Source organism: Streptomyces sp. MMG1533, assembly GCF_001279775.1.
Lineage (GTDB): Bacteria > Actinomycetota > Actinomycetes > Streptomycetales > Streptomycetaceae > Streptomyces.
Genome location: NZ_LGDG01000040.1, coordinates 1 through 12,990, shown reverse-complemented (window position 1 = coordinate 12,990; position 12,990 = coordinate 1). Strand labels below are relative to the sequence as shown.

Here is a 12,990-nt window from a genome sequence, read left to right as displayed (position 1 = left end):
GGACCCCCCGCCGCAGGAGCCACGACCGCCGCAGCCCCTGCGGTCACTGCCTCCGCCGCAGGAGCCCCCGCCGCCGCAGCCCCCGCGCCCACCCCCGTTTCGACTCCCACGGTCGCCTCCCCTTCCAGTCCGCCCGGCCATCGGGCCTGTCTGGATGGGAAGTTACGGATCCGCGCTCGTCGTCCGCGTCACGCCAGGGAGCTCACCTGCGACGTAGCTCTCAGGTACTACGGGTACCGCCAGGGGCCGCTGCCACTGCCGTTGCCACTGCCACTCTCACCACGCCACCCTCACCGCGCGCCACTCTCACCACGCCAACTGCGCGATCTCCTCCGCCACCACCGCACACGCGTCCGCCACCGGATCGATCAGCGGGAAATGACCGACGTCCTCCAGCAACGTCAGTCCCACCACCTCCCCCGCCTTCGCCGCCGCGTCCGCGTACGACTCGGCGACCGCCTGCGGGACGTCCACGTCGGTACGGCCCTGGACGAGCGTCGTCGCGATACCCGTGGGAAGCAGAAGGGCGGGGTCCGCGTACGGCTGGTGCTCGGCGAACCCGACCTCGCCGCCGAGGAGTTGGAGCACCGCACCGCCGCACACATCGAGTTTCTCCGCGACCGCGAAGTCGGCGATCGGAGCGAGGGCGACGACCCCCCGCAGCGGCGCCGGCCGGTCCGTGCGCCAGGGGGCGTCGGCCGGCAGGAGGTGGCGGGCCGCGACCCACAGGGCGAGGTGGCCGCCCGCCGAGTGGCCGGTGACCACCATGCGGCGCGGGTCGGCCTGCGGGAGCCTCTCGCGGACGAGCGCGGGAAGCGCGTCCAGCGCGGCGGCGACGTCGTCGAAGGTGTCCGGCCAGCGGCCCGCGACCGCCCCGGCCGCTCCCTCGCCCTCACCCCCGCTGCCCCTCCGGTACTCCACGCTCGCCACCGCGAACCCCCGACGCGCCAGGAAGTCCGCGAACGGCGAGATGTGGCGGCGGTCGTACGGCTCCCGCCACGCACCCCCGTGCAGCACGACGACCAGCGGGGCGGGAACCCCCGGCACCACCTCGACGTGCGGGGCATAGAAGTCGATCACCTGGTCGGGGTGATCCCCGTACGCCGCGGTGGAGTCGGGGTCGACCTCGGGGTGCGAGAAGGCCGACTCCTCTTCGGCGGCGGCACGGGAAGCTGCGGCATCGAGTGCTGCGGCGTCGTCCGGCATGCTCCAACCTCTCAGCGACGAAACGGACTTGGCGGACCGGGAGGCAATTCCGTTGAGAGAATTCGGCCGTTGGCGGGGACGCTATCAGGCCGATGACGTGCGCGGACACGGGGATGTCACGCTCGGTGAGGGTTAAACGGTTCTGCCGTTTCGTTACGCTGACGCCGGGGGCCGCACATCCGTCGTCCGGGCCCCCGCACAGGGAACAAGGAGGCCGATATGTCCGCCGAACCCGGCACCGTACGTCCCGGCGGCCGTACCGCGCGCGTTCGTACGGCCGTACTGCGGGCGGCGGGGGACGTGCTGGCCGAGCAGGGCTTCGACCGGCTCGACCTCGCGGACGTCGCCCGTCGCGCGGAGGTCGGCAAGACGACCGTGTACCGGCGGTGGGGCTCGGTGACCGGCCTGGTCGCCGATCTGCTCGCCGACATGGCCGAACAGTCGCTGCCGCGCACGCGCACGGGCTCCGTACGAGGCGATCTGCGCGCCAACGCCTCACTGGTCCAGCGGACCCTCGCCGACCCCCGGCAGGGCGCCCTGTTCCGCGCGGTCATCGCCGCGGCGGCGTGCGACGGGCGTACGGCCCAGGCGCTGCGGCGGTTCTACGAGGTCCGGGTCGCGGAGTGGGCGCCGTGTGTGGCGGAGGGCGTCGCCCGGGGCGAGCTGCCGGCCGGCACGGACGCGGCGACGGTCGTACGGGCGGTCTCGGCCCCTCTCTACTACGGCTTCCTCACCACCGGTGCCGCCCCGGCCCCCGCCGACGCCGAACGCGCGGCGGACGCCGCGGTCGCGGCGGCGGAGGCGGGGGTGTACGCCGCCTCGGCATGACCGCCTCCGCACTCCTCCGCACGCCTCCGATCTGCCCGACCCGAGCCGGCCCGGCCCGACCCGGCCCGGCACCCGACCCGACCCGGCCCCGCCCGACCGACCCCGTCCGACTGCCCGTCGGCACCGAGCAGTCGGACCCCCGACCGCAACGGACGCGGCCGACCCGGAACGTCGTGCCGGGCCTGATCGCCTCGTCGACGGCGGGAGCCGGCGGCGTCGGTGCCGCGTCGCCACCGCGGTCACCGCCGCCGCCGTCACCGCGGTCACGCGGTCACGCGGTCACGCGGTCACCGCCACCACCACCACCGTCACCGCCGTCACCGCGGTCGTCCGGCTCGTCAGCCGTCTCCTCCACTGGCCCGAAGCGTCTCCGCCAGCACCCGCGCCGCCCGCTCCACGTCCGCGAACCCGACGTACAACGGCGTGAAGCCGAAGCGGAGGACGTCCGGGCGTCGGAAGTCCCCGACGACCCCTCGTTCGACCAGCCGCTTCATCACCTCCCCGGCGTCCGCGCAGCGCAACGCGACCTGACTGCCCCGCTCCTCATGGGCCGGCGGCGTCAGCGACTCCACCCGGCCCGGCGGGACGTACTCCGCCACGCACTCCAGGAAGAAGTCCGTCAGGGCGAGGGACTTGGCGCGGACGGTGTCGATCGAGACGCCGTCCCAGACCTCCAGGGCCGCCTCCAGGGCGAGCATGGAGAGGATGTCGGGTGTGCCGACGCGACCGCGCAGGGCGCCCGGCGCCGGTTCGTAGTCGGGACGCATGCCGAAGGGTTCGGCGTGGGAGTTCCAGCCGGGCAGCGGGGAGTCGAAGCGGTCCTGCACCTCGCGACGGACGTACAGATACGCCGGTGAACCCGGGCCGCCGTTCAGGTACTTGTAGGTGCAGCCGACGGCCAGATCGACCCCGTGCTCGTCGAGGCCGACCGGCAGGGCGCCCGCGCTGTGGCACAGGTCCCAGACCGCGACCGCACCCACCGCGTGCACGGCGGCCGTCAGACCGGGCAGGTCGTGCAGCCGGCCGGTGCGGTAGTCGACGTGGTTCAGCAGCACCGCGGCCGTACGGTCGCCCAGCACACCCGGCACCTCCGCGGGCGTGACCGGGCGCAGGGTGCACCCGGTCAGCCGGGCCGCCGACTCGGCCATGTACCCGTCGGTGGGGAAGGTCGTCGCGTCGACGACGATCTCGTCGCGAGCCGAACCGCTGAACCGGGCCAGCCGCACCGACCCCACAAGTGCCTTGAAAACATTGACACTTGTCGAGTCGCCGACCACGATCTGCCCGGCCGCCGCCCCCACCAGCGGGGCGATCCGGTCGCCGATCCGCTCGGGCGCGGTCCACCAGCCGCTCTCCTCCCAGGACCGGATGCGCAGCTCGCCCCACTGCCGCCGTACGACGTCCTCGACCCGCCCCGGGACGGCCGCCGGGAGCGCGCCGAGCGAGTTCCCGTCCAGATACACCTCAGCGGCGTCAGCCGCATGATCGGACACGGTGTCGAGCACGAAGAGGGAGCGCAGACCCGCCAGTTCGTCACCGGCATCCAACTCCCGTGCCTTGAAGGAAAGTTCAGACATGGGACCGCGCCGTCCACAGCTCGGGGAACACGTTCTTCTGTGCGCGCTTCTCCAGCCAGGCCACCCCGGCGGAGCCGCCCGTGCCGGTCTTGGCGCCCATCGCACGCCGGGTGGCGACGAGGTGGTCGTTGCGCCAGCGCCACACCAGCTCGGCCACGTCGGTCAGCGCCTCGCCGAGGCGGGCGAGTTCGTCGCTCTCGTCACCGGAGTAGAGGGCGGTCCACACCGCCTCCACCTCCGGCGTCGGCTCGTACCGCAGCGAGACGTCCCGCTGCAGCACCGCCTCGGGGATCGCGTGCCCGCGCCGCGCGAGCAGCCGGAGCACCTCGTCGTACAGGCTCGGCTCGTGCAGCGCCTTCTCCAGCTCCCCGTGCACCCGGGGCGCGCCCCGGTGCGGGACCAGCATGGACGCGGACTTGTCGCCGAGCAGGAACTCCATGCGGCGGTACATCGCCGACTGGAAGCCGGAGCCCTCGCCGAGGGCGCTGCGGTACGCGTTGAACTGGGCCGGCGTGAGCTGGCCGAGCGGCTTCCAGGAGGCGTTCAGCGCCTCCAGCTCCCGTACGGAACGCTTCAGCGCGGCAACGGCGGTAGGCACGTCGTCGGAGCGCAGGGCCCGGGCCGCGGTCTCCCACTCGTGGACGATGACGGTGAACCACAGCTCCATCACCTGGGTCGTGACCAGGAAGACCATCTCTCCGGGGTCGTCGGAGAGGGTGTGCTGGAGGTGGGTGAGCACGTCCGCCTTGACGTAGTCCTCGTACGGCGTCGTGCCTGCGAAGTCGAGATGCGGGGTCTCGGGCTCTTGCGTGTCGTGAGCCTCGTGGGACATCGCTGTCTCCTGTTGTGTACTCCGGGTAGCGGTCCGCCCCTGCCGTTACCGACACGGGGGCCCCGGTCCCCGCCGGGCATCCTCTTCGATGGTCCGCCGAAAAGGCAAGGCCCGCCTGATCACATCAGACGGGCCCGGCAGAAATACGACGACCAGCCCAGGGGACGACTAGCCCAGGGTCTGGGCAGCCGCCGGCGAGGAGTCCTTCAGGAACTGCGAGCAGCGCTCGTACTCCTCCTGCTCGCCGATCGCCTGCGCGGCGCGGGCGAGGCCGTGCAGGGCGCGCAGGAAGCCGCGGTTCGGCTCGTGCTCCCAGGGGACCGGGCCGTGGCCCTTCCAGCCGTTGCGGCGCAGCGAGTCCAGGCCGCGGTGGTAGCCCGTACGGGCATAGGCGTACGACTCCACGACACTGCCCCGCTCGAAGGCCTCGTCGGCCAGCTGGGCCCAGGCCAGCGAGGAGGTCGGGTACTTCGCGGCGACGTCCGCGGGCGCGGTGCCGCCGGCGAGCAGCTCCCGCGGCTCCGGGTCGTCGGGGAGGTGGGTCGGGGGCGGTCCCCCGAGGAGGTTTTCGTGAATGGACATGGCTCAAGTCTCCTCCATCCGACGCGTGACGGAGCGACGCGCGACAGAGCGATGCGCGGCGAACCGACGCGCGGCAATCCGATGCGTGACAGAACGACGCTCGGCAGACCGATACGCGGCAGACCGACGCGCGACAGACCGACCCGCGCCAGACCGATACGCGGCAGAGCAGCGCGCGACCGCGGGCAGTCGCGCCGCTACGCCAGCCTCCGCCGTGCCCGCTCCCCCTCCAGCGGCGGCGTCGTCACGAACCCGTGTGTCCGGCACTCCGGCTTCCGGCAGTCCGCCGGAGGCTTGCGCACCGTCGCGAAGGCGACCGCGGCCCCCAGGACGAGCACCCCCGCACACACCGTCATCGCCCGCCCGAACGCGGCGTCGAAGGCCTTCGGCGACCGGTACGCCTCCTCCCCCATCCCGGCGATCAGCGGCAGCGCCGCCACCGCGATCAGGCCCGCCACCCGGGCCGCCGCGTTGTTGATCCCGCTGGCCAGCCCGGCCCGCGCGGTGTCCACGGACCCGAGGACGGTCGCGGTCAGCGGCGCGACCAAGGTCACCATCCCCAGCCCGAGGACCAGCAGCGCCGGCAGGACGTCCACGAGGTACGACGCCTCTGGCCCGACCCGCAGCATCAGCAGCATCCCGGCGGCGCACAGCAGCGGCCCGACGGTGAGCGGGATGCGCGGCCCGATGCGGTCGGCCAGGGCGCCCGAGCGGGCGGAGAACAGCAGCATCAGGGCTGTGGTGGGCAGCAGTGCCGTACCGGCGCCGAGGGCGGAGTAGCCGACGACCACCTGCAGCTGGAGCGCGGCGAGGAAGAAGAAGCCGCCGAAGGCCGCGTACACGCACAGCGTGACCAAATTGACCGCGGTGAACTGGCGGGACGCGAAGATGTCCGTCGGCATCATCGGATCGGCCCTGCGGCGCTCGACGAGCACGAAGACCACGGCGGCGGCCACCCCGGCGACCGCCGTGAGCACGACGACCAGGGAGCCTTCCCGGGCCTCGATCAGCGCGTACGTGACCAGCGCGAGCGCCACCGCGCCCAGCACCGCGCCCAGCACGTCGAAGCGGGTGTGCCTACGGCCTCCCCCACTCCCGGCTTCGCTCGAGCGGAAGGTGCCCCCACCGGACTCGGGAACATGCCGTACGGCGATCGGCGCGCACAACAGCGCCAGCGGCACGTTGAGCAGGAACACCCACCGCCAGCCGGGCCCGTCCACCAGCCAGCCGCCCACGAACGGCCCGACCGCCGCCCCGATCCCGCCGAACCCGGACCACAGGCCGACGGCCCTGCCCCGGTCGTCGGGATGGAAGGAGGCCTGGATGAGGGCGAGCGAGCCCGGCGTGAGCAGCGCGCCCCCGACCCCTTGCAGCGCCCGCGCGGCGACGAGGACCCCGTCGTTCGGGGCGATCCCGCACAGCAGGGAGGCCGCCGCGAACCAGATCACGCCGATCACGAAGACCTTGCGGCGCCCGAACCGGTCCCCGAGGGACCCGCCCAGCAGGATCAGCCCGGCCAGCGTCAGCATGTACGCGTTGACCGTCCACTGCAGCGCGGCGAGGTCCGCGTCGAGGTCGCGGCCGATGCGGGGCAGGGCGACGTTGACGACGGTCGAGTCCAGCATGGCCATGCTGGAGCCGAGCACGGTGGTCAGCAGGATCCACTTGCCTTGCGGCGAGGCCAGCCGGACATCGGGCATGGCCCCAGGTATACAGCGAGCCCGGTGCCGTGGCACCGGGCTCGCTGCAATCGCGCAGGGGTTACTTGATCTTCGTGCCGCTGGAGCGCAGGTTCCCGCAGGCCTCGACGACGCGCGCGGCCATGCCGGCCTCGGCCAGCTTGCCCCAGGTGCGCGGGTCATAGGTCTTCTTGGAGCCGACCTCGCCGTCGACCTTCAGGACGCCGTCGTAGTTGCGGAACATGTGGTCGACGACCGGGCGCGTGAAGGCGTACTGCGTGTCGGTGTCGATGTTCATCTTGACGACGCCGTTCTCCAGCGCGGTCGCGATCTCCTCCGGGGTGGAGCCGGAGCCGCCGTGGAAGACGAAGTCGAACGGCTGGGAGCCGGCCGGCTTGCCGTACTTGGCGGCGATGCCCTCGTTGAGGTCCTTCAGCAGGTCGGGACGCAGGACCACGTTGCCCGGCTTGTACACGCCGTGGACGTTGCCGAAGGACGCGGCCAGCAGGTAGCGGCCCTTCTCGCCGAGGCCGAGGGCCTCGACCGTACGCACCGCGTCGTCGACCGTCGTGTACAGGGAGTCGTTGATCTCGTGCGAGACGCCGTCCTCCTCGCCGCCGGTCGGGGTGATCTCCACCTCGAGGATGATCTTGGCGGCGCGGGCGCGCTCCAGGAGCTCCTGGGCGATGGACAGGTTGTCGGCCAGGGTCTCGGCCGAGCCGTCCCACATGTGCGACTGGAACAGCGGGTTCTCGCCGCGGGCGACGCGCTCCTCGGAGACGGCCAGCAGCGGGCGTACGTACCCGTCGAGCTTGTCCTTCGGGCAGTGGTCCGTGTGCAGGGCGACCGTGATGTCGTACTTCTTGGCGACGATGTGCGCGAACTCGGCCAGGGCGACCGAGCCGGTCACCATGTCCTTGTTGTGCTGACCGCCCAGGAACTCGGCGCCACCCGTCGAGATCTGGATGATGCCGTCGCTCTCCGCCTCCGCGAAGCCGCGCAGGGCCGCGTGCAGGGTCTGGGAGGAGGTCACATTGATGGCCGGGTAGGCGAACTTGCCTGCCTTCGCCCGGTCGAGCATCTCGTTGTAGACCTCGGGGGTTGCGATGGGCATCTGTCCGCTCCTTGGTATGTGCGGGTTGGGTTCTGCGTCCTACGGCCCTGACCTAGACCTTGGGGGTGACGTCATCGTCGGCCCCATCTTTCCAGACTTGGCCGGATGGTCCCTCCCCCGTGCCCAGCCTGTGGACAACCGGCCGGATCAGTCCAGACCGAGCTCGTCCTTCGAGTACGCGAAGAGGTACGGCACACCCGCACCCTGCTCGATCTTCTCCGCGGCCCCGGTCGCCCGGTCGACGATCGTCGCCACGGCGACGACCTCCGCGCCCGCCTCGCGCACGGCCTCCACGGCGGTCAGCGGGGAGCCACCGGTGGTGGAGGTGTCCTCGACGACCAGAACCCGGCGGCCCGCGATCTCCGGGCCCTCCACGCGCCGCTGCAACCCGTGCGCCTTCGCGGCCTTCCGCACGACGAAGGCGTCCAGCCGCTTCCCGCGGGCGGCGGCCGCGTGCAGCATCGACGCGGCCACCGGGTCGGCGCCCATGGTCAGCCCGCCGACGGCGTCGAACTCGAGATCGGCGGTCAGGTCCAGCAGCACCTGACCCACCAGCGGGGCGGCCTCGCCGTCAAGGGTGATGCGCCGAAGGTCGACGTAGTAGTCGGCCTCGAGACCCGACGACAGGGTCACCTTGCCGTGCACCACGGCCTTGTCCTTGATCTGCTGCAGCAGCTCGCCGCGTGTGCCTGACGGCATTACTCCGTTGACGTCACTCATGCCTGCCAGCTTAGAGGCGGCGCCAAGTCCAGGTGGTCGCGGCTTCGAGCGGCTCCAACGGCGTGACCAGGCGCGGCAGCGTGTTCAGCCCGTTGGGCGGCCCGGTCTGCGGCTCCACACACACGGCGGCCTCCTGCTCGTCGTACACCACGACCCACTCCTCGCGACTGGCCACCTTCAGCTCCAGCTGCCCCGGCCAGGTGAGCGTGACGTCGACACCGCCGGGCATGCCGAAGCAGTCGTCCCAGGGGCCGGGCTTCGGGTCGAGACGGTCGCCGGTGGGCAGGTGGTCCTCGCCGCGCTCCTCCTGCCAGGCGGCGTCGAAGTCCAGTCGTGCGTCCTCCTGTCCCAGGTTCCGGTTGAACCACGGGTGCCAGCCGATCTGGGCCGGGAAGGAGGAGTCGTACGTCTCCACGGACATGGTCAGTGTCAGGGCGTCCTCGGTGAGGGCGACGACCTGGGTGACACGGCCCGTGTAGGGCCACGGCTCGACCAGGTCGTACGTGATGACCGCCTCGTCCTCCGTGACGCGGGCCGTGCGCCAGGCGCCGTCGCGCACGGTGCCGTGGATGGCGTGCGGCGGGGAGTTGAGCGGCAGCTGGTGGACGGTCGCGCCGTCCCGGAACCGGCCGTCCCTGATCCGGCCGCACCAGGGAACCATCGGGAAGCAGCCGAAACGGTCGCCCTGGCGCAGGAGTTCGACCCCGCCGACGCGGAGCCCTCCCACCCGGCCGCCGTTCCCCGGCTGCACGGTCACTTCCGCGTCGCCCGCGGTCAGCGTGATGTCTTCGTTACTCACGTGATGACCCTACTGGGCTGATCAAGGGGGCGTGTCGGGCAAGCGGTACCCGCGTTCAGCGGCGCCTGCGCAACGCCCGCCCCACCACGATCGCCGAAGCCAGCACCAACGCCGCCGCCGGTGCCGCCCACCGCAGCGCCGAGTCGGCCCCCGCGGTGTGCGGCGCGGGAACCGGCGCGTACCGGCCCCGCGGCGGCGCGTGGTCGACCTCCTCCGCACTGCGCCCGATCATCGTCCGCCGCGCGTGCGCCGCCTCGGCAGGCGGTTCGACGGGCTCGGCGGGGTTCTCGGAGGCGTGCGACAGAGAGGGCGGGGGAACCTCGGTCTCGAAGACGGAGCCGGGCTCGGGAGCTGCCTCCGGCGCTTCCTGCCCGGGAGCTGCCTGCGGCGCTTCCTGCTCGGGCGCGGCCTCCGGCTCCTGCGCCGCCTCCGGCTCCTCCGCCGCAGCCCCCAGGTTCTCCGCGAACCGGCTCAGCAGCCGCGCCACCGCCGAGGCCACCGCATCCTGCGGGAGCTCCGTGACGCGGCCGTCCGCCGAAGCCGTACCGTCGAAGATCACCGTGGCACCGGAGCCGCCGTCCGTGTCCCGGAGGCGAAGGGTGAGCGCGAGCTTGACCGCACCGGTGCCGCGCGTCTCGACGGCGTCGCCCTCGACGGCGTACGAACCGTCGTCCTTCCCCAAGACGCGTACCGAGCCGCGGTAGGTGATGGAGTGGCTGCCGACGCGCACCTTCAGCCGCCCCGCGACGGGCTCGGCACCGGCGTCCTGCTGGAGCCCGGGAACCGCCCGGGCGACCCGCGCGGGGTCGGCCAGCGCCTCCCTGAGCCGATCGACCGGAACCGGAACGAACACCTCATGCTCCATGTCAGCCGAGACTACCCAGTGAGCGTCGTCGTGCACCCTCGTTGGTCGAAAGTGACCGCGCGTCGGCGCCGGCCCCCTCAGTACCGCGGATGCACCAGCGTCGAAGCCGGCAACCCCCTGATCCTGCCCCCCGCGGCGGCCCGCGCTGCCGCCGCGAGAGTCGCCTGCGTCATCGTCCGCGGACGCGGCCCGGAAGGGTCCGGCCGCAGCTCCGGCCGCTGCCCCGGCGCCGCGAGCACGAACCCCCAGTCGTGCGGGGCTCTCGACGCGCCGGCCGAGCGGTCGGGGCCCGCGGCGAAGCCGGAGTCGCGGCCGCCGACGCAGTAGGGGGCGGTACGGAGGCCGGCCGCGCGCATGGTCGTCTCCACGGTCCAGAAGGCGCGTGGGCGGGAGGCGACCGGGCCGGCGTGCACGGCCAGCCGGCCGCCGTCGGCGAGCGTCTGCCGCGCGAGACCGTAGAACTCCTGCGAGTACAGCTTCGTGCTCGCGGTGATGCCCGGGTCGGGCAGGTCCGCGATCACCACGTCGTACGTCGCGGGCGGCGCCCCGCGCAGCCAGTGGAAGGCGTCCGCGGTCGTCACGTGGACGCGCGGGTCGCCGTAGACGTGGCCGTTGAGCTCGGCGAGCGCCGGGTCGCGGCGGGCCAGCCGGACGACCGCCTCGTCGAGTTCGACGACGTCGACCCGGCGTACGCCGTCGTACCGCAGCACCTCGCGGGCGGCCAGTCCGTCGCCGCCGCCGAGGATGAGCACGCGCGCGTGCGGGCCGTTCATCGCGGGGTGGACCAGGGCCTCGTGGTAGCGGTGCTCGTCGCGGCCGCTGACGCGCAGACGGCCGTCGAGGAAGAGGTCGAGGGGGCGGCCGTCGGTGCCGCCGGTGAGGACGATCTCCTGGACGTCGCTCTGCAGTGCGACCCGTACGTCCTGGCCGTACACCGCCTGCCGCGCGGCCTGTTCGAAGTCGTCGACGAGTACGGCGGCCGTGGCGAGGACGACGAACACGGCCACGTTGCCGAGCAGCAGGAACCAGCGGGCGCGGCGGGTCAGGTCGCGGCGGAACAGGCCGAGGACGAGCGCCCCGCCGGCGATCAGGTTGACCGTGCCGGTGAGGAGCGCGCCGGTCAACTGGCCGAGGAGGGGGAGCAGAAGGAAGGGGAAGGCCAGCCCGCCGACCAGTGCGCCCACGTAGTCCGCCGCGAACAGGTCGGCCACCGCGCCGCCCGCGTCCTGGCGCCGGATGCGCTGGATCAGCTCCATCAGCAGCGGGACCTCGGCGCCGATCAACAGGCCGATGGCCAGGGAGAAGGCGACCAGGAGGCAGCGGGGACCGCTCGCCCACAGGCCGCCCCAGTCGCCGGTCCAGGCGAAGACGGCGTACAGGGCCATCGCGCTGCACCCGCCGACCAGGGCGAGCGCCGCCTCCACCGCGCCGAAGGCGGCCGCCGCCCGCCACCGCAGCCGTTTGGCGGCGAGCGAGCCGATGCCCATCGCGAAGACCATGACGGACAGGACGACGGACGCCTGGGTGACCGAGTCGCCGATCAGATACGTGGCGAGGGCGACGAGTTCGAGTTCGTACACGAGCCCGCAGGCCGCGCAGACGAAGACGCAGGCGAGGACGAAGAACCGGCCCGTGCCGGGGCGGACGGGCAGCCGCGCGGGGTCCGCCCCGGGCGGCGGGGTGCCGGGCGGGGCGGGCGCGTGCGGTTCGATCACGCTGCGACGTTACGTCACTGCCGCGGCACGCTTCGTCACCCACACGTGTGGAACTCGCGGTCAGTTGAGCACCCGGTGTTTGGGTCGTATTTCGATCCTCAGACGCCGGACGGACTCAGACGCGCCTGGCGCGGGCCGAGTTGGGCCGCAGGAAGTCGCACCCCCACCCGTGTCCTGGTCGCCACCAACTGCCCGTCCTGCGGGTACGCGTGCCAGGTCCGCCAGTGCACCTGCCCCTCGTGACGCTGGGCCAGCAGTGCCGTGAAGGCGTGCGGGCTGCCGGGGAAGACGCCCGCCAGGCCGTTCGGGTGGTCGGAGACCAGGGCCAGCAACTCCTGGGCGCGGCCCTCGAAGGAGCCGGGCGAGAGGGCCTCGACCCGGGCCGCGAACTCGTACTCCCAGTCGCCCACCCGCTTGGCCACGCCCAGCGGGAGCGGTGTGCTGCTGCCCGGGATGCACGCGACCGTCTCCGAACAGCTGCCCCGGTCCTCCTCCAGGAGGACCTGGTGGGATGCGCCGAGAAGCCTCAACTGAAGCTTTGCGCCCGCCAGTTCCAGGTCGAGCGTGGCCAGGGCCGGGAGCGGCTCGCGCCCCAGGGCCCAGGCGAGATCGGCCGCGCGCGTGTCGGTGTATGAGGTCTTCAGGGTCGTGAGCATGGGTCGGCTCCGCTAGCAACGCAAAGAAAGGGAGGTGTGGGTCAGGCGCACCCGGGTCGGCACCGGGGGATTCGGCCCGGTGTCCCCAGTCGGAAGTGTCAGGAGGGTTCCGCGGGGCGTCCGAGAGGCCGAGTTGGTGATTTAGAGGGAATCATGAACTGTGGCGCCGCCACAGGGTTTTTACCCAACTTCGTGGGGTTTCCATCCCTCAGAGGGCTCCACAGCTCAACTGTTCAACCACGGCGTGCGCCGAGGCGGTCTGGGCGTACACCGGGGCACTGTGGTACGGCCGGGCGCCGAACATGAAGCGGGGGCGTGGAGCCCGACCCAGATGGGACTCCACGCCCCCGCTTCCCCCCGTGCCCCCCCGTTTTCCCCCGTGCCCCCCGTTTCCCCCGTGCCCCCCCGATCCGGATG

12 protein-coding genes are annotated in these 12,990 nt (G+C 72.6%); 1 reads left to right on the top strand and 11 read right to left on the bottom strand.

Going from position 1 to position 12,990, the window contains the following annotated elements; translation table 11 throughout:
* Nucleotides 1-306: 306 nt before the first annotated feature.
* Complete coding sequence (locus ADK57_RS07085) at nucleotides 307-1,206, bottom strand: alpha/beta hydrolase (RefSeq protein ID WP_053748493.1); 900 nt, start codon at nucleotides 1,204-1,206, stop codon at nucleotides 307-309.
* Nucleotides 1,207-1,425: 219 nt separating this feature from the next.
* Between ADK57_RS07085 and ADK57_RS07080 the strand changes: the two genes are divergently transcribed.
* Complete coding sequence (locus ADK57_RS07080) at nucleotides 1,426-2,034, top strand: TetR/AcrR family transcriptional regulator (RefSeq protein ID WP_053748492.1); 609 nt, start codon at nucleotides 1,426-1,428, stop codon at nucleotides 2,032-2,034.
* Between the two features lie 338 nt (nucleotides 2,035-2,372).
* Here ADK57_RS07080 and kynU read toward each other — a convergent pair whose 3' ends face one another.
* The 10 genes from kynU to ADK57_RS07030 all read right to left on the bottom strand — a co-directional run bounded on the left by kynU (nucleotide 2,373) and on the right by ADK57_RS07030 (nucleotide 12,573).
* A complete protein-coding gene (gene kynU / locus ADK57_RS07075; RefSeq protein ID WP_053748491.1) occupies nucleotides 2,373-3,611 on the bottom strand; it encodes a kynureninase in 1,239 nt (412 codons plus the stop codon).
* Nucleotides 3,604-4,443, bottom strand: coding sequence for a tryptophan 2,3-dioxygenase family protein (locus ADK57_RS07070; protein WP_053748490.1), 840 nt, complete (start codon nucleotides 4,441-4,443; stop codon nucleotides 3,604-3,606). Before ADK57_RS07070 ends, kynU begins: the two co-directional genes overlap by 8 nt.
* 168 nt (nucleotides 4,444-4,611) lie before the next feature.
* A complete protein-coding gene (locus ADK57_RS07065) occupies nucleotides 4,612-5,025 on the bottom strand; it encodes a DUF3151 domain-containing protein (RefSeq protein ID WP_053748489.1) in 414 nt (137 codons plus the stop codon).
* Between the two features lie 197 nt (nucleotides 5,026-5,222).
* Complete coding sequence (locus ADK57_RS07060) at nucleotides 5,223-6,725, bottom strand: MFS transporter (RefSeq protein WP_053748488.1); 1,503 nt, start codon at nucleotides 6,723-6,725, stop codon at nucleotides 5,223-5,225.
* A 61-nt stretch (nucleotides 6,726-6,786) separates the two neighbouring features.
* A complete protein-coding gene (gene fbaA, locus ADK57_RS07055) occupies nucleotides 6,787-7,818 on the bottom strand; it encodes a class II fructose-bisphosphate aldolase (protein WP_053748487.1) in 1,032 nt (343 codons plus the stop codon).
* Nucleotides 7,819-7,965: 147 nt separating this feature from the next.
* The gene (gene pyrE, locus ADK57_RS07050) at nucleotides 7,966-8,517 is read right to left on the bottom strand and encodes an orotate phosphoribosyltransferase (RefSeq protein WP_199830495.1); all 552 of its coding nucleotides are present in this window, start codon (nucleotides 8,515-8,517) and stop codon (nucleotides 7,966-7,968) included.
* Between the two features lie 31 nt (nucleotides 8,518-8,548).
* Entirely contained in the window at nucleotides 8,549-9,337 is a 789-nt protein-coding gene (locus tag ADK57_RS07045; protein WP_053748485.1) for an aldose epimerase, read from the bottom strand.
* A 55-nt stretch (nucleotides 9,338-9,392) separates the two neighbouring features.
* Nucleotides 9,393-10,202, bottom strand: coding sequence for an SRPBCC domain-containing protein (locus ADK57_RS07040; protein ID WP_053748484.1), 810 nt, complete (start codon nucleotides 10,200-10,202; stop codon nucleotides 9,393-9,395).
* Nucleotides 10,203-10,279: 77 nt separating this feature from the next.
* Complete coding sequence (locus tag ADK57_RS07035; RefSeq protein WP_053748483.1) at nucleotides 10,280-11,917, bottom strand: polyamine aminopropyltransferase; 1,638 nt, start codon at nucleotides 11,915-11,917, stop codon at nucleotides 10,280-10,282.
* Nucleotides 11,918-12,015: 98 nt separating this feature from the next.
* Nucleotides 12,016-12,573, bottom strand: coding sequence for a DUF2617 family protein (locus tag ADK57_RS07030; RefSeq protein ID WP_053748482.1), 558 nt, complete (start codon nucleotides 12,571-12,573; stop codon nucleotides 12,016-12,018).
* Between the last annotated feature and the right edge of the window lie 417 nt (nucleotides 12,574-12,990).